The 23,164-nt window shown below is 63.9% G+C and carries 21 protein-coding genes; 10 read left to right on the plus strand and 11 right to left on the minus strand.

Features of this window, described 5'->3' with window-relative positions; all coding sequences use genetic code 11:
- Position 1 precedes the first annotated feature (1 nt).
- The 3 genes from ACIPZF_RS20115 to ACIPZF_RS20125 form a co-directional block, all read right to left on the minus strand.
- The gene (locus tag ACIPZF_RS20115) at positions 2-934 is read right to left on the minus strand and encodes a rhodanese-related sulfurtransferase (protein ID WP_400802416.1); all 933 of its coding nucleotides are present in this window, start codon (positions 932-934) and stop codon (positions 2-4) included.
- 226 nt (positions 935-1,160) lie between these two features.
- Positions 1,161-1,460 carry a BolA family protein gene (locus tag ACIPZF_RS20120; protein WP_400802418.1) on the minus strand — a complete coding sequence of 100 codons (300 nt, stop codon included), beginning with the start codon at positions 1,458-1,460 and terminating at the stop codon, positions 1,161-1,163.
- A gap of 10 nt (positions 1,461-1,470) precedes the next feature.
- A complete protein-coding gene (locus tag ACIPZF_RS20125) occupies positions 1,471-1,995 on the minus strand; it encodes a DUF2059 domain-containing protein (RefSeq protein ID WP_400802420.1) in 525 nt (174 codons plus the stop codon).
- A 152-nt stretch (positions 1,996-2,147) separates the two neighbouring features.
- On the opposite strand from ACIPZF_RS20125, the gene ACIPZF_RS20130 reads away from it, so the two are divergent.
- The gene (locus ACIPZF_RS20130) at positions 2,148-3,542 is read left to right on the plus strand and encodes a class II fumarate hydratase (protein ID WP_400802422.1); all 1,395 of its coding nucleotides are present in this window, start codon (positions 2,148-2,150) and stop codon (positions 3,540-3,542) included.
- A 114-nt stretch (positions 3,543-3,656) separates the two neighbouring features.
- Here the strand turns inward: ACIPZF_RS20130 and ACIPZF_RS20135 are convergent, their stop codons facing one another.
- Positions 3,657-4,610: a DMT family transporter gene (locus ACIPZF_RS20135; RefSeq protein ID WP_400802424.1), complete on the minus strand. Its 954-nt coding sequence runs from the start codon at positions 4,608-4,610 to the stop codon at positions 3,657-3,659.
- Between the two features lie 208 nt (positions 4,611-4,818).
- Positions 4,819-6,312 carry a polyphosphate:AMP phosphotransferase gene (gene pap / locus ACIPZF_RS20140; protein WP_400802426.1) on the minus strand — a complete coding sequence of 498 codons (1,494 nt, stop codon included), beginning with the start codon at positions 6,310-6,312 and terminating at the stop codon, positions 4,819-4,821.
- A 113-nt stretch (positions 6,313-6,425) separates the two neighbouring features.
- Between pap and mnmC the strand changes: the two genes are divergently transcribed.
- The 5 genes from mnmC (at position 6,426) to ACIPZF_RS20165 (ending at position 13,726) form a co-directional block, all read left to right on the plus strand.
- A complete protein-coding gene (gene mnmC, locus ACIPZF_RS20145; protein WP_400802428.1) occupies positions 6,426-8,393 on the plus strand; it encodes a bifunctional tRNA (5-methylaminomethyl-2-thiouridine)(34)-methyltransferase MnmD/FAD-dependent 5-carboxymethylaminomethyl-2-thiouridine(34) oxidoreductase MnmC in 1,968 nt (655 codons plus the stop codon).
- 224 nt (positions 8,394-8,617) lie between these two features.
- Positions 8,618-10,405, plus strand: coding sequence for an N-acetylglutaminylglutamine amidotransferase (locus ACIPZF_RS20150; protein ID WP_400802429.1), 1,788 nt, complete (start codon positions 8,618-8,620; stop codon positions 10,403-10,405).
- A 3-nt stretch (positions 10,406-10,408) separates the two neighbouring features.
- Complete coding sequence (ngg, locus tag ACIPZF_RS20155; RefSeq protein WP_400802430.1) at positions 10,409-12,154, plus strand: N-acetylglutaminylglutamine synthetase; 1,746 nt, start codon at positions 10,409-10,411, stop codon at positions 12,152-12,154.
- A 109-nt stretch (positions 12,155-12,263) separates the two neighbouring features.
- Complete coding sequence (locus ACIPZF_RS20160; protein WP_400802431.1) at positions 12,264-13,448, plus strand: osmoprotectant NAGGN system M42 family peptidase; 1,185 nt, start codon at positions 12,264-12,266, stop codon at positions 13,446-13,448.
- Positions 13,449-13,498: 50 nt separating this feature from the next.
- The gene (locus ACIPZF_RS20165) at positions 13,499-13,726 is read left to right on the plus strand and encodes a YheU family protein (RefSeq protein ID WP_400802432.1); all 228 of its coding nucleotides are present in this window, start codon (positions 13,499-13,501) and stop codon (positions 13,724-13,726) included.
- A gap of 115 nt (positions 13,727-13,841) precedes the next feature.
- Here ACIPZF_RS20165 and csrA read toward each other — a convergent pair whose 3' ends face one another.
- Positions 13,842-14,027, minus strand: coding sequence for a carbon storage regulator CsrA (gene csrA, locus ACIPZF_RS20170; RefSeq protein ID WP_400802433.1), 186 nt, complete (start codon positions 14,025-14,027; stop codon positions 13,842-13,844).
- Between the two features lie 127 nt (positions 14,028-14,154).
- Positions 14,155-14,964: an SDR family oxidoreductase gene (locus ACIPZF_RS20175; protein WP_400802435.1), complete on the minus strand. Its 810-nt coding sequence runs from the start codon at positions 14,962-14,964 to the stop codon at positions 14,155-14,157.
- Between the two features lie 206 nt (positions 14,965-15,170).
- On the opposite strand from ACIPZF_RS20175, the gene ACIPZF_RS20180 reads away from it, so the two are divergent.
- On the plus strand, positions 15,171-15,323 hold the full coding sequence (locus ACIPZF_RS20180; RefSeq protein ID WP_003252624.1) for a DUF3309 family protein: 153 nt from the start codon (positions 15,171-15,173) through the stop codon (positions 15,321-15,323).
- A 65-nt stretch (positions 15,324-15,388) separates the two neighbouring features.
- Here the strand turns inward: ACIPZF_RS20180 and ACIPZF_RS20185 are convergent, their stop codons facing one another.
- The 3 genes from ACIPZF_RS20185 to ACIPZF_RS20195 form a co-directional block, all read right to left on the minus strand.
- Positions 15,389-17,053, minus strand: a complete 1,665-nt coding sequence (locus ACIPZF_RS20185) for a cation acetate symporter (RefSeq protein WP_400802436.1) — start codon at positions 17,051-17,053, stop codon at positions 15,389-15,391.
- Positions 17,050-17,361, minus strand: coding sequence for a DUF485 domain-containing protein (locus ACIPZF_RS20190; RefSeq protein WP_400802438.1), 312 nt, complete (start codon positions 17,359-17,361; stop codon positions 17,050-17,052). Before ACIPZF_RS20190 ends, ACIPZF_RS20185 begins: the two co-directional genes overlap by 4 nt.
- Before the next feature lie 238 nt (positions 17,362-17,599).
- Positions 17,600-18,460: a glycine betaine ABC transporter substrate-binding protein gene (locus ACIPZF_RS20195; protein WP_400802440.1), complete on the minus strand. Its 861-nt coding sequence runs from the start codon at positions 18,458-18,460 to the stop codon at positions 17,600-17,602.
- 196 nt (positions 18,461-18,656) lie between these two features.
- On the opposite strand from ACIPZF_RS20195, the gene ACIPZF_RS20200 reads away from it, so the two are divergent.
- A complete protein-coding gene (locus tag ACIPZF_RS20200) occupies positions 18,657-20,240 on the plus strand; it encodes a beta (1-6) glucans synthase (protein WP_400802442.1) in 1,584 nt (527 codons plus the stop codon).
- A 229-nt stretch (positions 20,241-20,469) separates the two neighbouring features.
- Here the strand turns inward: ACIPZF_RS20200 and ACIPZF_RS20205 are convergent, their stop codons facing one another.
- On the minus strand, positions 20,470-20,844 hold the full coding sequence (locus ACIPZF_RS20205) for a hypothetical protein (RefSeq protein ID WP_400802444.1): 375 nt from the start codon (positions 20,842-20,844) through the stop codon (positions 20,470-20,472).
- Positions 20,845-21,039: 195 nt separating this feature from the next.
- Between ACIPZF_RS20205 and ACIPZF_RS20210 the strand changes: the two genes are divergently transcribed.
- Positions 21,040-22,338, plus strand: a complete 1,299-nt coding sequence (locus ACIPZF_RS20210) for a serine/threonine protein kinase (RefSeq protein WP_400802446.1) — start codon at positions 21,040-21,042, stop codon at positions 22,336-22,338.
- Positions 22,331-23,158, plus strand: a complete 828-nt coding sequence (locus ACIPZF_RS20215) for a VacJ family lipoprotein (protein ID WP_400802448.1) — start codon at positions 22,331-22,333, stop codon at positions 23,156-23,158. Before ACIPZF_RS20210 ends, ACIPZF_RS20215 begins: the two co-directional genes overlap by 8 nt.
- Positions 23,159-23,164 lie beyond the last annotated feature (6 nt).

Below are 23,164 nucleotides of genomic sequence, written 5' to 3' on the forward strand. Positions count from 1 at the left end.
ATCAGGCCTCGGCTTTGTAGTTGTAACCGATCGGGTGCGGCAGATTGCGGGCCTTGGCCAGCTCGATCTGCTTCTGTCGGTCGATGGCGCTGCGCCGGGTCTTCTCGCTCAGGCTGTCCCAGCAATGCGGGCAGCTCACACCTGGCGAATAGTGCTCGGACGCGCGCTCCTGCGCATTGATCGGGTGGCGGCAGGCATGGCACTGGTCGTACTCGCCTTCGCTCAGGTCATGGCGCACCGTGACGCGGTTGTCGAAGACGAAGCAGTCACCGTCCCACAGGCTTTGTTCCTGAGGCACTTCTTCGAAGTATTTCAGGATGCCGCCTTTAAGATGATAGACCTCATCGAAGCCTTCACCGAGCATGTAGCTGGAGGCTTTTTCACAGCGGATGCCGCCGGTGCAGAACATGGCGACTTTCTTGTGCTTGCTCGGGTCGAAATTGGCCTTGATGTACTCGGGGAACTCGCGGAAGGTTTCGGTCTTCGGGTCGATGGCGCCCTTGAAGGTGCCGATGGCCACCTCGTAATCGTTGCGGGTGTCGATCAGCAGCACTTCCGGGTCGCTGATCAGGGCGTTCCAGTCCTTGGGCTCGACATAGGTGCCGACCGCCTGGTTGGGGTCCACGCCCGGCACGCCGAGGGTGACGATCTCTTTCTTGAGCTTGACCTTGGTGCGGTAGAACGGCTGCTCATCGCAGTAGGACTCTTTATGGTCGACATCCACCAGGCGCGGGTCGTTGCGCAGCCAGGCGAGCAGGCCGTCGATGCCTTCGCGGGTAGCCGAGACGGTGCCGTTGATGCCTTCATGAGCCAGCAGCAGGGTGCCTTTGACGCCGTTGTCGGCCATGGCCTTGAGCAGCGGCTCGCGCAGCTCGACGTAGTCTTCCAGGGTGACGAACTTGTACAGCGCCGCCACGACGATAGCTTGGGACATTTGCGGTAGATCTCCAGGTGGGTGCCCTCGTAAGGGGCGAACCGGGTTGTTATAACGGGGTCATGCAAGGGGCCGCTGCGCGCCCCATTCGCGGCACAAGGCCGCTCCCACAGAGACCGCGTAACTCATGAGAGCAGCAGGGAACCTGTGGGAGCGGCCTTGTGCCGCGAATGGGCCGCAGAGCGGCCCCGGTTTTCGCGCAGTCTACCAGAATGACGGAAAGGATTCAGTGCTTGCCGCCACCTGCACACACCGGCGAGGCCGGAGCGGCGCCCACCTGAGCCCACTCCTCGGCGGTGTAGGTGTGGATCGCCAGGGCGTGGATTTCGCCCATCAGCTCGCCCATGGTGGCGTAGACCTTCTGGTGACGCTTGACGCTGTTGAGCCCGGCGAACTGCTCGCTGACGATCACCGCCTTGTAGTGGGTTTCCTGGCCACGGCTGTGCATGTGGCTTTCGTTGAGCACTTCAAGGTGCTGCGGCGCCAGCGCGGCCAGCTGCTGCTCGATGCGTTGCTGCATGGTCATCGGGTGTTACTCACTTCTTCGCAGGCGCGGCGGCCTTGCCGGCGTTCGGGTCCAGCTCCTTGGTCATGTCTTCGAGCAGCTTGTTGACCACCGGTACCGCAGGCTCGAGGCTCTGCTGGGTCAGCTGGGCCGACTGCTGGGTGACTTTCGGCATCTGGGTCAGGACTTTCTTGCCCAGTGGCGACTCGTAGAACTTGACCAGGTCCTTGAGCTCCTGCTCGGTGAAGGTCTGAGTGTACAGGTCGACCATCTTCGGCTTCAGCTTGTTCCAGCCGATGGCACCGTCCAGCGCGGCGTTGGCCTTGGCCTGGTAGCTTTCCAGGACATTCTGCTTGGCGGCCGGGGCCTTGGTCTGGGCAAAGCGCTGGGCGAACATCTGCTGGACCTGCATGTACACCGGGGTGCCCAGCTTGTCGGCGTGGGCCAGGGTCAGGAATTTCTCGGCGGCAGCGTTGTGGCTGGCGGTGGCAGCGAGTACCTGGCCGCTGGCACAGGCCAGGGCGACGGCGGCACAGAGGACACGGACACGGGTCATTGCATTTCCTTCAAGGGGGGAGGCGGTACCTCAGAGTAGAGCATTCTGCGCCTGCACAGGCACAGCGCTCAAGTAGCACGACGAGCGAATGAACCGCACGTTCGCATGAGGGCCTAAACTGCTGATTCTGACTGACAAAGGAGTGAAGCAGCATGAGCCGTATCGAGACAGACAGCCTGGGCCCGGTCGAAGTTCCTGAGGACGCCTACTGGGGCGCGCAGACCCAGCGCTCGCTGATCAACTTTGCCATTGGCAAGGAACGCATGCCGCTCGCGGTGCTGCACGCCCTGGCACTCATCAAAAAAGCCGCTGCGCGTGTCAACGACCGCAATGGCGACCTGCCGGCCGACATCGCCCGGCTGATCGAGCAGGCCGCCGACGAAGTGCTGGACGGTGAGCATGACGCGCAATTCCCGCTCGTCGTCTGGCAGACCGGCAGTGGCACGCAAAGCAACATGAACGTCAACGAAGTGATTGCCGGGCGGGCCAACGAACTGGCCGGCAAGGGCCGCGGCGGCAAGGCGCCGGTGCACCCCAACGACCACGTCAACCGCTCGCAGAGCTCCAACGACTGCTTCCCCACCGCCATGCACATCGCCGCCGCGCAGGCCGTGCATGCGCATCTGCTGCCAGCGATTGCCGAGTTGTCGTCGGGGCTGGCCGAGCTTTCGGCGCGCCACCACAAGCTGGTCAAGACGGGCCGTACGCACATGATGGACGCCACACCCATCACCTTCGGTCAGGAAGTGTCGGCGTTCGTCGCCCAGCTCGACTATGCCGAACGCGCCATCCGCGCCACCTTGCCGGCGGTGTGCGAACTGGCCCAGGGCGGCACCGCCGTGGGCACCGGGCTGAATGCCCCGCATGGTTTCGCCGAAGCCATCGCCGCCGAACTGGCCGCGCTGTCCGGCCTGCCGTTCGTCACTGCGCCGAACAAGTTCGCCGCCCTCGCCGGCCACGAGCCTTTGACCAGCCTGGCCGGCGCGCTCAAGACCCTGGCGGTGGCCTTGATGAAAATCGCCAACGACTTGCGTCTGCTCGGCTCCGGCCCCCGCGCGGGGCTGGCCGAGGTGCGCCTGCCGGCCAACGAGCCGGGCAGCTCGATCATGCCGGGCAAGGTCAACCCGACCCAGTGCGAGGCGCTGTCGATGCTGGCCTGCCAGGTGCTGGGCAACGACGCGGCGATCGGCTTTGCCGCAAGCCAGGGGCACCTGCAGTTGAACGTGTTCAAGCCGGTGATCATCCACAACCTGCTGCAGTCGGTCGAACTGCTGGCCGATGGTTGCCGTAACTTCCAGCAGCATTGCGTGGCGGGGATCGAGCCGGATGCCGAGCAGATGGCGGCGCACCTGGAGCGGGGGTTGATGCTGGTAACGGCGCTGAACCCGCATATTGGCTATGACAAGGCGGCGGAGATTGCCAAGAAGGCTTACGGCGAGGGTAAGACGCTGCGCGAGGCGGCTTTGGAATTGAAGTACCTGACTAACGAACAGTTCGATGAATGGGTCAGGCCGGAGAACATGCTGGCCCCCGGCGGCAAGGGCTGATTGATAGGTTGGCTGTGCCGGCCTCTTCGCGGGGCAAGCCCGCTCCCACAATGTTCGACTCGACACTGTCACTGTGGGAGCGGGCTTGCCCCGCGAAGAGGCCGGCGCAGACAATCAATTAGCCCGCGCCAAACGTGCCCGCCACCCCGCCACCAACGACGGCCCCAACGCCACCACCGTCGACCCCAGCACCACCGTCACCGCGCCGACATACCCCAGGGCATTGATATCCTCAGCCTGCACATAATCCGGCCACACCCACGCCGCAATCGCCACCGCGACAAAGGTCACCAACGGCGTCATCGCCAGGGTAGCGCTCACCCGCGATGCCTCCCAATGCGCCAGCGCCTCGGCAAACGCCCCGTAGGCCACCAACGTATTCAGGCAGCAGGCCAGCAGCAGCCAGCCTTGCAATGGCGTCAACTGCAGCGCTTCCAGCGGATGCACCCAGGGCGTCAGCAACGCCGCGCAGCACAGGTAGATCACCATCATCACCTGCTGCGAATTCCACAATGTCAGCAGTTGCTTCTGGCTCAAGGCATAGAACACCCAGATGCTGGTGGCCAACAGAATGGTCAGTACCCCCGTGGTGTAGGTGCCCAACGAGGTCAGCAGCTCTTCAAGACGCTGGTTGAAGAACAGGCCAAAGCCTGCGAGCAGGATCACCAACCCCAAGCCCTGGCCCAGGCTGAAACGCTCCTTGAACACGAACACGCTGGCCACCAGCAGCAGCACCGGGCCAACCTGCACCACCAGTTGCGCGGTACCTGGGCTGAGCAGGTTGAGGCCGACCAGGTAGAGCACGTAGTTGCCCATCAGCCCGCACACGGCAACCGCCACCAGGCCCTTGCCCTTGCCCCCCAGCTTCTTCAACGACGGCAAGCGCCGCTGGCTCGCCAGCCAGGCGAACAGCAAACTGCCGGACACCAGCAGGCGAAACCAGGTGACTGTCAACGGGTCGACCACCTGCAGCACCTGCTTGAGCTTGATCGGCAGAATGCCCCAGAGCAGCGCGGTCAACAGCGCCAGGAACAGGCCATAGCCCCAGCGTCCGGAAGTGATGTGCATAAAGTCCTCGATCGAGCCCGTGGCGGGGGTTTCTGGATTCTAAGGGCTTGCTGCCTGGCGCCGAAGGAAAAGAATTCATCAGGTCATTCCACTCAGGCATCGATATCGCCAGTGCCGGCCTCTTCGCGGGGCAAGCCCGCTCCCACAGGGATCGTGCCGTGCCCCAAATTGTGGGAGCGGGCTTGCCCCGCGAAGAGGCCGGGACTGACTACTTCTTGTCTTTGGCGAACGCCGCCTCCAAGGCCTCGTTGATGGTGCGCAAAACCTTCACTCGCGCCCAACGCTTGTCGTTGGCCTCGACCAGTGTCCAAGGCGCGATTTCGGTGCTGGTACGGTCGACCATGTCGCCCACCGCATCGACATACAGGTCCCACTTGTCGCGATTGCGCCAGTCGTCTTCGGTGATCTTGTAGCGCTTGAACGGGATCTGCTCACGCTCCTCGAAACGCTCCAGCTGGGTCTGCTGGTCGATTGCCAACCAGAACTTGACCACCACCACCCCGGCATTGACCAGTTGCTCCTCGAAATCGTTGATCTCGCCATAGGCGCGCATCCAGTCGGCGGGCGAGCAGAACCCCTCGATGCGTTCCACCAGTACCCGGCCGTACCAGGAGCGGTCGAAGATGGTGAACTTGCCGCGCGCCGGTATATGCCGCCAGAAGCGCCACAGATAAGGCTGTGCGCGCTCTTCTTCGGTGGGCGCGGCGATTGGCACGATGCGGTATTGGCGGGGGTCGAGCGCGGCGGCGACGCGGCGGATGGCGCCGCCCTTGCCAGCGGCATCATTGCCCTCGAAGGCCGCCACCAGGGCATGCCGGCGCATGTGTTTGTGGCGCAGCAGCCCGGCCAGGCGGGCCTGCTCGGTCACCAGTTGCTCCTGGTAATCTTGCTTGTCCAGCCGCAGGGTCATGTCCAGCGCGCCGAGCAGACTGCGCTGGTCGATGCTGCGGCCCAACGGCGCGATGTTGCCGTGATGCTTTTCCTTCGGATTGACGGCCAGCGCGGCCTGCAGGCTTTCAAGAAGGATGCGGCCCACGGCCAGGCTGCGGTAGTGCGGGTCGGCGCCTTCGATGATGTGCCACGGCGCGTAGTCGCGGCTGGTGCGGCGCAACACGCGCTCGCCAAAGCGCACGAAGCGGTCGTAGGTCTGCGACTGCTGCCAGTCCAGCGGGCTGATCTTCCAACTGTGCAGCGGGTCGTCCTTGAGGGATTTGAGCCGCGCCTTCATCTGTTTCTTGGACAGGTGGAACCAGAACTTGATGATCAGCGCGCCTTCGTCGCAGAGCATCTGCTCCAGGCGTTCGGCCCCGGCAATTGCCTGGTCGAGCACGGCATCCTTGAACACCCCGTGCACCCTGCCCTGGAGCATCTGGCTGTACCAGTTGCCGAAAAACACGCCCATCCGCCCCTTCGGCGGCAGCGCCCGCCAGTAGCGCCAGGCCGGTGGCCGGGCCAGTTCTTCGTCGGTCTGCTGATCGAAGGTGAGCACGTCGATCATGCGTGGGTCCATCCATTCGTTGAGCAGTTTGACCGTCTCGCCCTTGCCAGCGCCCTCGATGCCGTTGATCAGCACGATCACCGGGAAGCGTGCCTGTTGCTTGAGTTCGTACTGGGCTTCAAGCAGGGCCTCGCGCAGGGCAGGCTCCTCTGCTTCAAAGGTTTCCTTGTCGATACTGTGGCCGATTTCGGCGGATTCGAACATGCAGGGGCTCCTTCAATGGATAAGCAAGACTAGCGGATTTGTAACAGGCCTGTAGCCCTGCGCAAAACCCGCAGATGACATAAAATCCCTCATCCGCTGCAACCGAGCCAACCATGTCCACCCTCCTCCAGCATGCCCAGATCGACTGGGACGACCAGGGCCGCCCCCATTCGCGGCAATACGACGACGTCTATTTCTCGAAGAACGAAGGCACCGACGAAACCCGCTACGTGTTCCTTGAACAGACCGGGCTGGCGCAACGCTTCGCCGAACTGGCGCCGCACGCCTGCCTGGTGATCGGCGAAACCGGCTTCGGCACCGGCATGAACTTTTTCTGTGCCTGGCAGCTGTTTGCCGAAAAAGCGCCGAGCGACGCCCGCCTGCATTTCGTCAGCGTTGAAAAGTATCCGCTCGGCCACGACGACATGGCACGTGCGGTGCGCGTGTGGCCGGAGCTGGCGGCCTTCAGCGAGCCATTCCTGGCCCAGTACGTGGGGGTGCATCCCGGCTTTCAACAGTTCACCTTCGACCACGGCCGGGTCACCCTGACCTTGCTGATCGGCGATGTGCTCGAACAGCTGCCGCAGCTCGATGCCAGCATCGACGTGTGGTTCCTCGACGGTTTCGCCCCGGCGAAAAACCCCGACATGTGGACCCCCGAATTGTTCGCGCAACTGGCGCGGTTGTCGCGCGCAGGGACCGCGCTGGGTACCTTCACCACCACCGGTTGGGTGCGGCGCAGCTTGGTCGAAGCCGGTTTCGCCATGAAAAAGGTGCCGGGCCTGGGCAAGAAATGGGAAGTGATGAGCGGCGTCTACAGCGGCCCGCCTGCCCCCGCCATGGCTGCGCCGTGGTATGCCCGGCCAAGCGCCATCGGTGGCCCGCGTCAGGCGCTGGTGATCGGTGCGGGGCTTGCGGGCAGCGCCAGTGCAGCGAGCCTGGCCGCACGCGGCTGGCAGGTAACGGTACTGGAGCGTCACGACGCCCCGGCCCGGGAAGCGTCCGGCAATCCCCAGGGTGTGCTGTACCTCAAGCTTTCCGCGCATGGCACCGCATTGTCGCGGATGATCCTGTCAGGCTTCGGCTATACCCGCCGTCAACTTGAGCAGCTGCAGCGCGGACAGGACTGGGATGCCTGTGGGGTTCTGCAGCTTGCTTTCGACAGCAAGGAGGCTGAGCGCCAGGGCAAGCTTGCCGAGGCGTTCGACGGTGGTTTGCTGCGCGCCTTGCCGCGTGAAGAAGCCCAAGCCATTGCCGGCGTCTCGCTGCCTGCGGGTGGGCTGTTCTATCCGGAGGGCGGCTGGGTGCATCCGCCGGCGCTGTGCCAGGCGCAACTGAATCATCCCAACATTCGCCTGCTGGCCCACCACGAAGTCGTCGACCTGCGCAAAGTCGATGACCTGTGGCAGGCCTGGGATGGCGAGCGGCTGCTGGCCAGTGCGCCGCTGGTGGTGCTGGCCGGCGCCGCCGAAGTGAAGCGTTTCGATGCCTGCTCCCAGTTGCCGCTCAAGCGCATCCGCGGGCAGATCACCCGGTTGCCGCTGACCGAAGGCAGTCGGGCACTGAAAACCGTGGTCTGTGCCGAAGGCTACGTGGCGCCCCCACGAGGTGAGGAACACACCCTGGGCGCCAGCTTCGACTTTCATAGCAATGATCTGGCCCCGACCGTGGCCGAGCATCAGGGCAATCTGGCGCTGCTGGATGAAATCTCCCCGGACCTTGCCCAGCGCCTTGGCAGTGCGGCACTCGACCCCGAGCAACTGCAGGGGCGTGCGGCGTTTCGGTGCACCAGCCCGGATTATTTGCCGATTGTCGGGCCGCTCGCCGACCCGGCTGCGTTTGCCGACGCGTATGGCGTGTTGAGCAAGGACGCGCGGCAGGTGCCCGAGGTGCCTTGCCCTTGGCTGGAGGGGCTGTATGTGAACAGTGGCCATGGCTCGCGGGGGTTGATCACGGCACCGCTTTCGGGGGAGTTGATTGCGGCCTGGGCCAGTGGCGAGCCGCTGCCGTTGCCTCGGGCGGTGGCTGAGGCGTGTCATCCGAATCGGTTTGCATTGCGCAAATTGATACGCGGTAAATGACCGATAAATGCGGACCCCAGTGGGAGCGGCTTCAGCCGCGAACACCGGCATAGCCGGTGCCATTCACCGCGGCGCCTGCTTCGCGGCTAAAGCCGCTCCCACTGGCTACATACTTGGCTATATAACAGATTGATCTAAAACTCTCACAAATCGCTCAGGTCAGTTCCTTATAGGTGCCCTAATCCGGGGCACTGATTCCCCAACGGAAAAACCGGTAAGGACCTATGTGCGGATTAGCAGGAGAGTTGCGTTTCACCCCCCTCGACCAAGCCCCTCGCCCGGCGGATCTCGCCGCGGTAGAGCGCATGACCCATCACCTGGCGCCCCGTGGCCCCGACGCCTGGGGCTTCCATAGCCTGGGCCCGATCGCCCTCGGCCACCGCCGGCTGAAAATCATGGACCTGTCCGACGGCTCGGCGCAGCCCATGGTCGACAACACCCTGGGCCTGTCGCTGGCGTTCAACGGTGCCATCTACAACTTCCCCGAACTGCGCCAGGAGCTGCAGGATCTGGGTTACAGCTTCTGGTCCGACGGCGACACCGAGGTGTTGCTCAAGGGCTACCACGCCTGGGGCGCGGCCTTGCTGCCCAAGCTCAACGGCATGTTCGCCCTGGCCATCTGGGAGCGCGACAACCAGCGCCTGTTCCTGGCCCGCGACCGTCTCGGCGTCAAGCCGCTGTACCTGTCGCGCAATGGCGAGCGCCTGCGCTTTGCCTCGACCCTGCCGGCGCTGCTCAAAGGCGGCGATATCGACCCGATGCTCGACCCGGTGGCGCTCAACCACTACCTCAACTTCCACGCCGTGGTACCCGCGCCGCGCACCTTGCTGGCCAACGTACAGAAGCTCGAACCCGGCACCTGGATGCGCATCGACCGCCATGGCGAAGTCGAGCGCCAGACCTGGTGGCAGCTGCACTATGGCCCCAACCCCGACGAGCGCGAACTCGACCTGGAAGGCTGGACCACCCGCGTGCTCGATGCCACCCGTGATGCCGTGGCCATTCGCCAACGTGCGGCCGTGGACGTCGGTGTGCTGCTGTCCGGCGGTGTCGATTCCAGCCTGTTGGTCGGCCTGTTGCGTGAGGTCGGCGTGGACGACCTGTCGACCTTCTCCATCGGTTTCGAGGATGCCGGCGGCGAGCGCGGTGACGAATTCCAATACTCCGATCTGATCGCCAAGCACTACGGCACCCATCACCACCAGCTGCGCATCGCCGAGCACGAGATCATCGACCAGCTGCCGGCCGCGTTCCGTGCCATGAGCGAGCCGATGGTCAGCCACGACTGCATCGCCTTCTACCTGCTGTCGCGGGAAGTCGCCAAGCACTGCAAGGGCGTGCAGAGCGGCCAGGGCGCCGACGAACTGTTCGCCGGCTACCACTGGTACCCGCAGGTCGACGGCGCCGAGGATGCCTTCGGCGCCTACCGCGATGCCTTCTTCGACCGCAGCCACGCCGAATACCGCGACACCGTGCAGGCCCCGTGGCTGCTGGAAACCGATGCGGCCGGTGATTTCGTCCGCGAACACTTCGCCCGCCCCGGCGCAGCCGATGCAGTGGACAAGGCGCTGCGCCTGGACAGCACGGTGATGCTGGTCGACGACCCGGTCAAACGCGTCGACAACATGACCATGGCCTGGGGCCTGGAAGCCCGCACGCCATTCCTCGACTACCGCCTGGTGGAGCTGTCGGCGCGCATTCCGGCGCGCTTCAAGCTGCCCGATGGCGGCAAGCAGGTGCTCAAGCAGGCCGCGCGCCGTGTCATCCCTCACGAAGTGATCGACCGCAAGAAAGGTTACTTCCCAGTGCCCGGCCTCAAGCACCTCGAAGGCGCGACGCTGGGCTGGGTGCGCGAACTGCTGACCGACCCCAGTCAGGACCGTGGGCTGTTCAACCCGGCCATGCTCGACCGCCTGCTGAGCAACCCGCACGGCCAGCTGACCCCGCTGCGCGGCTCCAAGCTATGGCAGCTGGCAGCCCTGAACCTGTGGCTGAGCGAACAAGGAATCTGACCCATGAAGCCCCATGAGATCGCTTACGGTCAGCGCCTGCTGCGCGGCCAGACGCCGTCCTACGAGCGTTTGCAGGCGCGCCTGGCCGGCGATGGCAGCGAGCCCCACGACCAGCCGCGTGCCCTGCACTGCGGCTGGGGGCGGCTGTTGATTGGCCACACTTATCCGGACCCGGCGACCTTGGCCGAGGCGCTGCAGCAGGAGCGCCCCGGCGAGCGCGACATCGCCTTGTACGTGGCGGCGCCGCAGCAATTGCTGGCCCAGGCTCCGCAGCAGTTGTTCCTCGACCCGTCCGACACCCTGCGCCTGTGGTTTTCCGACTACCGCCAGGCGCAGCGGGTATTTCGCGGCTTTCGCATCCGCCGGGCGCAGAGCGATGCCGACTGGCAGGCGATCAACGGCCTGTACCAGGCGCGCGGCATGCTGCCGGTGCAGCCCGAGTTGCTGACCCCGCGTCATCTCGGCGGGCCGGTGTATTGGCTGGCCGAGGACGAAGACACCCACGCGGTGATCGGCAGCGTCATGGGCCTGAACCACAGCAAGGCCTTCGACGACCCCGAACACGGCAGCAGCCTGTGGTGCCTGGCCGTCGACCCGCAATGCACCCGCCCCGGCGTGGGTGAGGTGCTGGTACGGCACTTGATCGAGCATTTCATGAGCCGTGGCCTGGCTTATCTGGACCTGTCAGTGCTGCACGACAACCGCCAGGCCAAGCGGCTCTACGAAAAGCTCGGTTTTCGCAACCTGCCGACCTTCGCGGTCAAGCGCAAGAACGGCATCAACCAGCAACTGTTCCTCGGCCCCGGTCCTGAAGCCGGGCTCAACCCCTATGCGCGGATCATTGTCGATGAAGCCTACCGGCGCGGCATCGACGTGCAGGTGGACGATGCCGCCGCCGGGCTGTTCACCCTCAGCCTCGGCGGGCGCCGGGTACGTTGCCGCGAGTCGCTGAGCGACCTGACCAGCGCGATCAGCATGACCCTCTGCCAGGACAAGCGCCTGACTCAGCAAGCGCTGCACAACGCCGGCCTGCAGGTGCCGGTGCAGCAGTTGGCCGGCAATGCCGACGACAACCTGGCGTTTCTCGACGAGCATGGCGCGGTGGTGGTCAAGCCGGTGGACGGTGAGCAAGGCCAGGGCGTGGCGGTCAACCTGACCACTTACGACGAAGTCAGCCAGGCCATCGAACACGCCCGCCGCTTCGACAGCCGCGTGCTGCTGGAAAGTTTCCACCCTGGCCAGGACCTGCGCATTCTGGTGATCGGCCATGAAGTGGTGGCCGCCGCCATCCGCCACCCGGCGCAGGTGATCGGTGACGGCAAGCACAGCGTCAAGGCGCTGATCGAGGCGCAGAGCCGGCGCCGCCAGGCCGCCACCGGGGGTGAAAGCCGTATTCCGCTGGACGATGAGACCGAGCGCACCCTGCGCGACGCTGGCCTCGACTACGCCAGCGTGCTACCCGCCGGCCAGCGCCTGGCCGTGCGCCGCACCGCCAACCTGCACACTGGCGGTACGTTGGAAGATGTCACCGAGCGCCTGCACCCGGTGCTGGCCGATGCCGCCGTGCGTGCTGCGCGGGCGCTGGATATTCCGGTGGTGGGCCTGGACCTGATGGTGCGCGATGCCGAACACCCGGACTACGTGATCATCGAGGCCAACGAGCGCGCTGGGTTGGCCAATCATGAACCACAGCCGACGGCGGAGCGCTTTGTCGACCTGCTGTTCCCGCAAAGCCGGGCGTTGGCGTAAACCAATAACGGCCTCTTCGCGGGGCAAGCCCGCTCCCACAATGATCGGTGATACCAGTACCACTGTGGGAGCGGGCTTGCCCCGCGAAGAGGCCGGCAAAGGAGTACACATGTCCCAACATTACCCCGAACCCGATCTCGACTACCTCAAGCGTGTCCTTCTGGAGATGCTCGCCATCCCCAGCCCGACCGGCTTCACCGACACCATCGTGCGCTACGTCGCCGAGCGCCTGCACGAACTGGGCATCCCCTTCGAGCTGACCCGCCGCGGCACCATCCGCGCCACCCTCAAGGGCCGGCAAAGCTCCCCCGACCGCGCCGTCTCGGCCCACCTCGACACCATCGGCGCCAGTGTCCGCCAATTGCAGGACAACGGCCGCCTGGCCCTGGCACCGGTGGGTTGCTGGTCGAGCCGCTTCGCCGAAGGCAGCCGGGTCAGCGTATTCACCGACACCGGCGTATTTCGCGGCAGCGTGCTGCCACTGATGGCCAGCGGGCACGCGTTCAACACCGCCATCGACCAGATGCCGGTCAGCTGGGAACACGTCGAAGTGCGCCTGGACGCCTACTGCACCACCCGCGCCGACTGCGAAGCCTTAGGGCTGGCCATCGGTGATTTCGTCGCCTTCGATCCGCTGCCGGAATTCACCGAAAGCGGCCATATCAGCGCCCGTCACCTGGATGATAAAGCCGGTGTGGCGGCCCTGCTCGCGGCGCTGAAAGCCGTAGTGGAAAGTGGCCGCCAGCCGCTGATCGACTGCCACCCGCTGTTCACCATCACCGAGGAAACCGGCTCCGGCGCCGCTGCTGCCCTGCCCTGGGACGTCAGCGAATTCGTCGGCATCGACATCGCTCCGGTCGCGCCTGGCCAGGCCTCCAGCGAACATGCCGTCAGCGTGGCCATGCAGGATTCTTCAGGCCCTTACGATTACCACCTGTCACGCCACCTGCTGAAGCTGGCCGGCGACCAGGACCTGCCGGTGCGGCGCGACGTGTTCCGCTACTACTTCAGCGATGCCCACTCGGCGGTCACCGCCGGGCATGATATTCGCACTGCGCTGATAGCATTCGGCTGCGATGCCACCCATGGCTACGAGCGCACCCACATCGACAGCCTGGCCGCGCTCAGCCGCCTGCTGTCGGGTTATCTGCTCAGCCCGCCGGTGTTCGCCAGCGACTCCAACCCGGCCAATGCCTCACTGGAGCGCTTCAGCCATCAGTTGGAGCACGATGCGCAGATGGAGAGCGACACGCGGGTGCCGGCGGTCGACAGCCTGGTGGGTAACAAGGGCTGAAACATTTCGCGTAGCATGGGCGCATCGTTCAACCAAGCCGAATGCCGCCCATGCTGATCCCCTACGAACAACTGCAAGCCGAAACCCTGACCCGCCTGATCGAGGACTTCGTCACCCGTGACGGCACCGACAATGGCGACGACACGCCGCTGGAAACCCGCGTGCTGCGGGTGCGCCAGGCGTTGGCCAAGGGCCAGGCGTTCATTTTGTTCGATGTGGAGAGCCAGCAGTGCCAATTGCTGGCCAAGCACGATGTGCCGCGCGAACTACTGGAATAGACAGTACCGGCCCTTTCGCGGGCAAGCCCGCTCCCACAGGTACACCACCAGTCTTGGGGATGGTGGTGTACCTGTGGGAGCGGGCTTGCCCGCGAAAGGGCCGGTACTGACAGCCTCAGGCCAGATTGCCCTTGCGCTCCCCCGCCTTGATCCGCTTGTATACCTCCGCCCTGTGCACCGGCACATCACGCGGCGCACTGACGCCAAAACGCACCATGCCATCGCGGGTTTCCACCACCTTGATCTGAATATCGTCACCGATGGTGATGACTTCACCGACTTCACGTCCAATGACCAACATGCTGCGGTCCTCCTGCAACGGGGAAAACCACAGCGTGCATGGGGATATTTGGCTACTCAATACTTCCCTGGCAATTCAGAACAGACCTACGCCTTGAGGTAAACCCTCCTACAGACAGATCCTGCAATCAGCGCGTTTGTGCCTTGCCACGCATCTTCACCGCCATTTCCGCCATCTCGTCGTACAGCCGCTCTGGCGCCTGGCGCTTGAGCTCCCAGGCCTGGCGCCCTGCCTCATGCGGCAGGATCATGAACTCACCGGCAGCGACCTGCTGGTGGATATAGTCGGCAATGTCAGCCGCGCTGATCGGCGAGCCCTCCAGCAGCTTGCCGACCTGCGCCTTCATTGCCGGGTTGGGGCCGCGGAAAGAGTCCAGCAGGTTGGTCTGGAAGAACGACGGGCACACCACATGCACCGCCACCTCCAGCTGGCGCAGCTCCACCAGCAGGCTCTCGGACAACGCCAGCACCCCGGCCTTGGCGACGTTGTAGTTGCTCATCCCCGGCCCCTGCATCAGCGCCGCCATCGACGCCACGTTGACGATCCGCCCCTTGCTGCGTTCGAGCAGCGGCAGGAAGGCTTTGCAGCCCTTGACCACGCCCATCAGGTTGACCGCGATCTGCCAGTCCCAGTCCTCCAGCGACAGCTCGGCGAAAAACCCGCCCGAGGCGACACCGGCGTTGTTGACGATCACGTCGATGCCGCCGAACTTCTCTTCACAGGCCTGGGCCAGGGCGGTCAGCTGACTGTAGTCGCGCACGTCGCAGCGCTGAATGAAGCCCTCGCCACCGGCGCTGCGCACCTGTTCGAGGGTTTCGCGCAGGCCGGCATCGTTGACGTCGGCCAGCGCCAGGCGCCAGCCTTCGCGCGCCCAACGCAGGGCGATCTCGCGGCCAAGACCGGACCCGGCGCCGGTGATCATGATGCGGTTGTGCATGCTGGCAGGCCTTCTGCTGATGGTTGTCAGGCCAGTCTAATCAAGGCCTTGGCCGATGGCAGGATCCATCAGGGTAGTGAATGGGCGGGCATGACCGTGCGGTCAGTGGCGAGTGAATGGAATCTTTCGCAAGCGGCACCGGTCCGAATTAACAAGAGGCCAGCAGTACGAGGCCCTTTGAACCCTAACCACGCAAGGACTCCGTCATGACCACGATCCTCATCATCATCCTGATCCTGCTGTTGATTGGTGGCTTACCGGTCTTCCCGCACTCGCGCAGCTGGGGCTACGGCCCATCCGGAATCATCGGCGTGGTGCTGGTGATACTGCTGGTGCTGTTGTTACTTGGCATGATCTAGCGCCCTGAACGAAAAAACCGCGCTACGGGCCGTTGCCGTAGCGCGGTTTTTTTATTGCCGGTGGATCAGTGCGAGACGGCGCCCGAAGCTCCCAGGCCGGTCTGCGACCGAACGAACTGCGGGAAGAACAGCGCACGTTCGCTTTCAGCTGCCTTGGACTTGTCGGTGACCGAGAAGAACCAGATACCGATGAAGGCAATCAGCATCGAGAACAACGCCGGGTACTCGTACGGGTAGATTGGCTTCTCGTGGCCGAGGATCTGCACCCAGATGGTCGGGCCAAGGATCATCAGCGTCACCGCGCTCACCAGGCCCAGCCAGCCGCCGATCATGGCGCCGCGGGTGGTCAGCTTCTTCCAGTACATCGAGAGCAGCAGTACCGGGAAGTTGCAGCTGGCAGCGATGGAGAACGCCAGGCCCACCATGAACGCGATGTTCTGTTTCTCGAACAGAATCCCCAGGCCGATCGCCAGCACGCCCAGGGCGACGGTGGTGATCTTCGACACGCGGATCTCGTCCTTGTCGTTGGCCTTGCCCTTGCGCCAGACGCTGGCGTACAGGTCATGGGACACCGCCGAGGCGCCGGCCAGGGTCAAGCCCGCGACCACGGCCAGGATGGTGGCGAAGGCCACTGCCGAGATGAAGCCGAGGAAGATGCTGCCACCCACGGCATCGGCCAGGTGCACCGCCGCCATGTTGTTGCCGCCCAGCAGGGCGCCGGCGGCGTCCTTGAAGTCCGGGTTGGTGCTGACCAGCAGGATCGCGCCGAAGCCGATGATGAAGGTCAGGATGTAGAAGTAGCCGATGAAACCAGTGGCGTAGAGCACGCTCTTGCGCGCTTCCTTGGCGTCACTGACGGTGAAGAAGCGCATCAGGATGTGCGGCAGGCCGGCGGTACCGAACATCAGTGCCAGGCCGAGAGAGAACGCCGAGATCGGGTCTTTGACCAGGCCGCCCGGGCTCATGATCGCCTCGCCCTTGCTGTGCACCTTGATCGCTTCGGAGAACAGGGTGTTGAAGTCGAAGCCCACGTGCTTCATCACCATCAGCGCCATGAAGCTGGCACCGGACAGCAGCAGCACCGCCTTGATGATCTGTACCCAGGTAGTGGCCAGCATGCCGCCGAACAGCACGTACAGGCACATCAGGATGCCCACCAGGATCACCGCGACGTGGTAGTCCAGGCCGAACAGCAGCTCGATCAGCTTGCCGGCACCGACCATCTGCGCAATCAGGTAGAAGGCCACCACCACCAGCGAACCGGAGGCCGACAGGGTGCGGATTTCCTTTTGCCCGAGGCGGTACGAGGCAACGTCGGCGAAGGTGTACTTGCCCAGGTTGCGCAGGCGTTCGGCGATCAGGAAGAGGATGATCGGCCAGCCAACGAGGAAGCCGATCGAGTAGATCAGGCCGTCGTAGCCAGAGGTGAACACCAGCGCAGAAATACCCAGGAAGGACGCGGCCGACATGTAGTCGCCGGCAATCGCCAGGCCGTTCTGGAAACCGGTGATCTTGCCGCCGGCAGCGTAGTAGTCCGCCGCCGACTTGTTGCGTTTGGAGGCCCAGTAGGTGATGCCGAGGGTGAAGGCGACGAAGGCCACGAACATGGCGATCGCGGCAACGTTGAGCGGCTGTTTCTGCACCTCGCCGGTCAGGGCATCGGCTGCCCACACGGCAGGTGCGAACGCGCCGCAGGCCAGTACGGCCAGGGCTTTGGCGTGGCGAATCATTGTTGCGCCTCCTTGAGGATGGCCTTGTTCAGCTCATCGAATTCGCCGTTGGCGCGGCGTACGTAGATGGCGGTCAGGACGAATGCCGACAGGATCAGGCCGACGCCCAGGGGAATGCCCCAGGTGATCGACGACTCAGGACTGAGCTTGGCGCCCAGCAGTTGAGGACCGTAGGCGATCAGGAGGATGAAAGCGCTGTACAGGCCGAGCATGATCGCCGAGAGAACCCAGGCGAACCGTTCGCGTTTGGTGACCAGCTCCTTGAAGCGGGGGCTGTTTTGTATCGAGAGGTAAATGCTGTCGTTCATTGTTTTTGTCCTAGCAGCACAGTGAGGTGATGGAACCCACACCGTTACTTTATGCTGCCGTTGGACGCCAACCAGACGACCTTAGTCTTAGATGCAACACTGTTTTACCGATTGCGTAACAAAGTGCCGGCCATTTCGCGGGGCAAGCCCGCTCCCACAGGATGAGTGCAAAGTTCGAAACTGCACTATTCCTGTGGGAGCGGGCTTGCCCCGCGAAAAGGCCACACTGGCCCGTCAGTTACTTACCGGTCCACTCCGCGACCCGCTCTGGATGTTTGGCCACCCAATCTTTAGCCGCCGCTTCAGGCTTGGCACCATTCTGGATCGCCAGCATCACTTCACCGATCTCATCCTTGGACTGCCACTGGAACTTCTTGAGGAACTCGGCGACTTCCGGGGCTTTCTGCTCCAGCTCTTTGCTGCCGATGTTGTTGACGGTTTCGGCCGCGCCATACACGCCTTTCGGGTCATCGAGGAACTTGAGTTTCCATTTGGCGAACATCCAGTGCGGCACCCAACCGGTAACGGCAATCGGTTCCTGCTTGGCGTAGGCCTTGCCCAGCTCGGTGGTCATGCCAGCGCCGGAACTTGCAGTCAGCTTGTAGCCATTCAGATCGTAGTCCTTGATCGCCTGGTCGGTCTTGATCATGACTCCCGAACCCGCATCGATACCGATGATCTTCTGCTTGTAGCCTTTGTCGGTCTTGAGGTCTTCAATGCTCTGGGTCTTGACGTACTCCGGCACGATCAAGCCGATCTTGGCGTCCTTGAAGTTCGGGCCGTAGTCGACCACCTTGTCCTTGTTCTTGGCCCAGTACTCGCCATGGGTAACCGGCAGCCAGGCCGAGAGGATCGCATCGAGCTTGCCGGTCGCCACGCCCTGCCACATGATCCCTGCGGCCACGGCCTGCAGCTTCACGTCGTAGCCAAGCTTCTGCTTGATCACTTCGGCGGCGACGTTGGTGGTCGCCACACTGTCGGACCAGCCATCCACGTAACCGATGCTTACTTCCTTGGCCATTGCCTGTGCGGCGCCCATGGCCAATACCAGGGCGGTGCCCACACCCAGGAAACGTCGCATTCTTGTAGAAGTCGCCATCAATGCATCCCCTCGTCAGGTCTCGGAGATTGCATCATGTGCCTGCAACAGAGGGCGACCTGCTCCAGCTGCGACCTATACCCCATCCCGATGCGACAGCACTGTGCCATTAGCGGCATCGGCCTACAGGGTTCTGCGCGATCCTTGCATGCCAAATGATTGGCGCCGGGCTACTATCTAACGCTTTGCACTGACGATGGACCGCCCGATGCCCGCCCCTGCCCGCCTGATGTTGCCTTTGTACCTGCTCGCTTGCCTGCTTGGCCTGCTCGGCCTTGGCGCGCTCTGGTACGGGCTTGGCAAGCCGATCGTGCTGCCGGATGCGGCCAGCCCCACGCACAAGTTGCAGTGCGCCTCCTACACCCCGTTCGATAAAGACCAGTCGCCGTTCGACCAGCCGTTTCGCCTGCGCCCGGCGCGCATGGACGCCGATTTGGCGCTGCTGGCCGAGCGTTTTCAGTGCATCCGCACCTATTCAATGACCGGCCTTGAGGCAATCCCGGCTTTAGCGCGCAAGCATGGGCTGAAGGTGATGCTCGGCGCCTGGGTCAACGCCAACCCGGTCGATACCGACAAAGAGGTGGATTTGCTGATTGCCGCCGCCAATGCCAACCCGGACGTGGTGAGCGCGGTGATCGTCGGCAACGAGGCATTGCTGCGCAAGGAAGTTACCGGCGAGCGCCTGGCCGGGTTGATCAGCAAGGTCAAGAGCCAGGTCAAGGTGCCGGTCACCTATGCCGATGTCTGGGAGTTCTGGCTGCAGCACCCGCAGGTGGCGCCAGCGGTGGATTTTCTCACCATTCACCTGCTGCCCTACTGGGAAGATGAGCCGCGCGGCATCGCCGATGCCTTGGCACATGTCGCCGACGTGCGTCAGGTGTTCGGCACGCGCTTTGCGCCCAAGGACATCTTCATCGGCGAGACTGGCTGGCCCAGCGAGGGTCGCCAGCGCGAGACCGCGGTGCCCAGCCGCGCCAACGAGGCGCGCTTCATCCGCGGCTTCGTCGCCATGGCCGAGGCCAATGGCTGGCACTACAACCTGATCGAAGCCTTCGACCAGCCGTGGAAGCGTGCCAGCGAAGGCGCGGTGGGCGGTTACTGGGGGCTGTACGATGCCGATCGGCAGGACAAGGGCGTGCTCGAAGGGCCGGTGAGCAACCTGCACTACTGGCCGCAGTGGTTGTTGGCCAGCGCTGTGCTGATGGCGGTGATGCTGATGTTCGCCGGGCGCCCTGCAACCCTGGCCGGGGCCTGGCTGTTGCCGCTGCTGGCCGCGTTCGGCGCTGGCTGCCTGGGGCTGTGGGGCGAGTTGATGCGCACTCACGCGCGGTTTGCCGGGGAGTGGTTGTGGGCGGTGCTGCTGGCGGGGCTGAACCTGCTGGTGCTGGCCCATGCCGTGCTGGCGCTGGCGCGCCGCGCTGGCTGGCGTGAGCGGATGTTTGCCTGGTTCGAAGCGCGTGCGGGCTGGCTGTTGCTGGCGGCCGGGTTTGCAGCGGCGGTGAGCATGCTGGGGATGGTCTTCGATCCGCGTTATCGCAGCTTTCCTACCCCGGCGCTGGCCTTGCCGGCGGTGGTTTATCTGCTGCGGCCGGTGGTGGCAAGGCGGGCCGAAGTGGCGTTGTTGGCGTTTATCGTCGGGGCTGGGGTGCTGCCGCAGCTGTATCGTGAGGGCTTGGAGAATCAGCAGGCTTGGGGGTGGGCAGTGGTCAGCGTGCTGATGACGGCGGCGCTGTGGCGCGGCTTGCGGGTGCGTAAGACTCAGGGGCGGCGGCGTTGTTGAGATCGAGCGCCGCCCGCGCGGCGCATCGCGAGCAACGCTCGCTCCTACGTTTGTTTCTGGCCAGTAACGTCAGTGACCGACGCGCGCGACCGCCTTGTTTGTCCGACTTGGTATCGCGTGGAGCACCAAGGCGACCGCGCGCAAATCCCGTTGGCATAACTGGCCGGAAACAAACGTAGGAGCGAGCGTTGCTCGCGATGCGCCGCGCGGGCGGCGCTCGATTTGCGCCTCACCGTAAAACCCAAGCCTGAGACCTGACCAACCGCAACCCCGCCAGCACCACCGCGAACACCGCAATGCTCGCGGTATAAAGCACCAACGCTGGCACCCCGAACACCAAGGCCAGCACCGCCAGCCACCAACCGGCCCGGCCCGCGACGAACTGAGCCAGCAGCGCAACCCCCAGCCCGGCCCAAGCCATCACCTGAAAGTGAATGCCCAATCCCAATAGCGAGCGCACCTGGCACTGCCAGTACTCCCCCGGCGCCGTACACAGGCCGACCCACTGCGCATCTTCCATCAACCCGTAACGCACGCCATAACTGGCAGCCAGCCAAAGTGCGAGAAACAGCAGCAGCAACGCAGCCGGCAACGAACGAGACATCCCATTCTCCAATAGCGGTAATCGAAAACGTCCATGATCGCCCAAGGCCCGTTGTAAGGCAAAATCACAGTCCTGCAGCTATGTTGCAGATAACAAGCACACCAAAGGCCACAGCACCTGGCAACTTTGCCAGGGCACTCGTGGTCCTAGCCTGCGTAGCGCAGTACCTTGCTCGCGTTCTTTCTGGGGGATTACATGCATCGATCTTGGCGCCTAGCCGCCCTACTTGGCGGCCTGCTCATGGCTGCGGCCGCTTCGGCGCGGGACATCGACCCCGCGACCTACGGCTTCCCCCTGACCAACCCGTTCGAGGCGACCATCGCCACCACGCCGCCCGACCAGCGCCCGACGCTGCCCAGCGACGACGAAATCGACCAGAGCGATTACAGCCTCAACCTGCGCCCGGAACGTGAGTTCACCCTGCCCGACAACTTCTGGGCGGTGAAAAAACTCAAGTATCGCCTGGCCCGCCAGGACCACGCTGCGCCGTTGATCTTCATCATCGCCGGCACCGGGGCACCCTACTCGAGCACCATCAACGAATACCTGAAGAAGCTGTTCTACCAGGCCGGCTTCCACGTGGTGCAACTGTCGTCGCCGACCAGCTACGACTTCATGAGCGCCGCCTCGCGCTTCGCCACACCGGGGGTCAGCAAGGAAGACGCCGAAGACATGTACCGCGTGATGCAGGCCGTGCGTGCCCAGCACCCGCGCCTGCCGATCAGCGAGTTCTACCTTACCGGCTACAGCCTCGGTGCGCTGGACGCGGCGTTCGTCAGCCACCTGGACGAAACCCGCCGCAGCTTCAACTTCAAGCGCGTACTGCTGCTCAACCCGCCAGTCAACCTGTACACCTCGATCAACAACCTCGACAAGCTGGTGCAGACCCAGGTCAAGGGGATAGATCGCAGCACCACCTTCTACGAACTGATGCTGGAAAAGCTCACCCGCTACTTCCAGGACAAGGGCTACATCGACCTCAACGACGCCCTGCTGTATGACTTCCAGCAGTCGCGCCAGCACCTGTCCAACGAACAGATGGCCATGCTGATCGGCACCTCGTTCCGCTTCTCGGCTGCCGACATCGCCTTCACCTCCGACCTGATCAACCGCCGCGGCCTGATCATTCCGCCGAAATTCCCGATCACCGAAAGCAGCAGCCTGACGCCGTTCTTCAAACGTGCGCTGCAGTGCGACTTCGACTGCTACATGACCGAGCAGGTGATCCCGATGTGGCGCGCCCGCACCGACGGCAACAGCATCCTGCAACTGGTCAACCAGGTCAGCCTGTACGCGCTGGAGGATTACCTGCGCGACAGCCCGAAAATCGCCGTGATGCACAACGCCGACGACGTCATCCTCGGCCCGGGCGACATTGGCTTCCTGCGCAAGGTGTTTGGCGATCGGCTGACCCTTTACCCCCATGGCGGCCACTGCGGCAACCTCAATTACCGCGTCAACAGCGACGCCATGCTGGAGTTCTTCCGTGGCTAAACAATTGCTCCTCGCCACCGCGCTGCTCGTCGTCGCCGGCAATGCCCTGGCTGCGGAAACCGCGCCACGCACCAGCGTGATCGAGGCCGACCCGCAGATCACCGCCGAGCCGTTGGCCCCCGAGAGCGACGGCTTCATCGACCCGCTGCGCGAACTGAAATTCAACCCCGGCCTGGACCAGCGCGAGTTCGAGCGTTCCACCCTGGCCGCCTTGAACATCTACGACCCGCTGGAGTCGCTGAACCGGCGCATCTACCACTTCAACTACCGCCTGGACCAATGGGTGCTGCTGCCGCTGGTGGATGGCTACCAATACGTCACGCCACGCTTCGTGCGCACCGGGGTGAGCAACTTCTTCAACAACCTGGGCGATGTGCCGAACCTGTTCAACAGCGTGCTGCAGCTCAAGGGCAAACGCTCGGCGGAAATCACGGCGCGGCTGATGTTCAACACCATCATCGGCGTGGGCGGGTTGTGGGACCCGGCGACCAAGATGGGCCTGCCGCGCCAGAGCGAGGATTTTGGCCAGACCCTGGGCTTCTACGGTGTGCCTGAAGGGCCGTACATCATGCTGCCGGTGCTGGGCCCGTCGAACCTGCGCGACACTACCGGGGTGGTGGTGGACTATGCCGGCGAGCAGGCGATCAACTACCTCAACGTGGCCGAGGCCAGCACCGACCATCCGGAAATCTTCCTGCTGCGCGCGGTGGACAAGCGCTACACCACCAAATTCCGCTATGGCCAGCTCAACTCGCCGTTCGAGTACGAGAAGGTGCGGTATGTGTACACCCAGGCGCGCAAACTGCAGATAGCCGAGTGAAGGTCT

This window comes from Pseudomonas sp. NPDC089752 (genome assembly GCF_044748725.1).
GTDB lineage: Bacteria > Pseudomonadota > Gammaproteobacteria > Pseudomonadales > Pseudomonadaceae > Aquipseudomonas.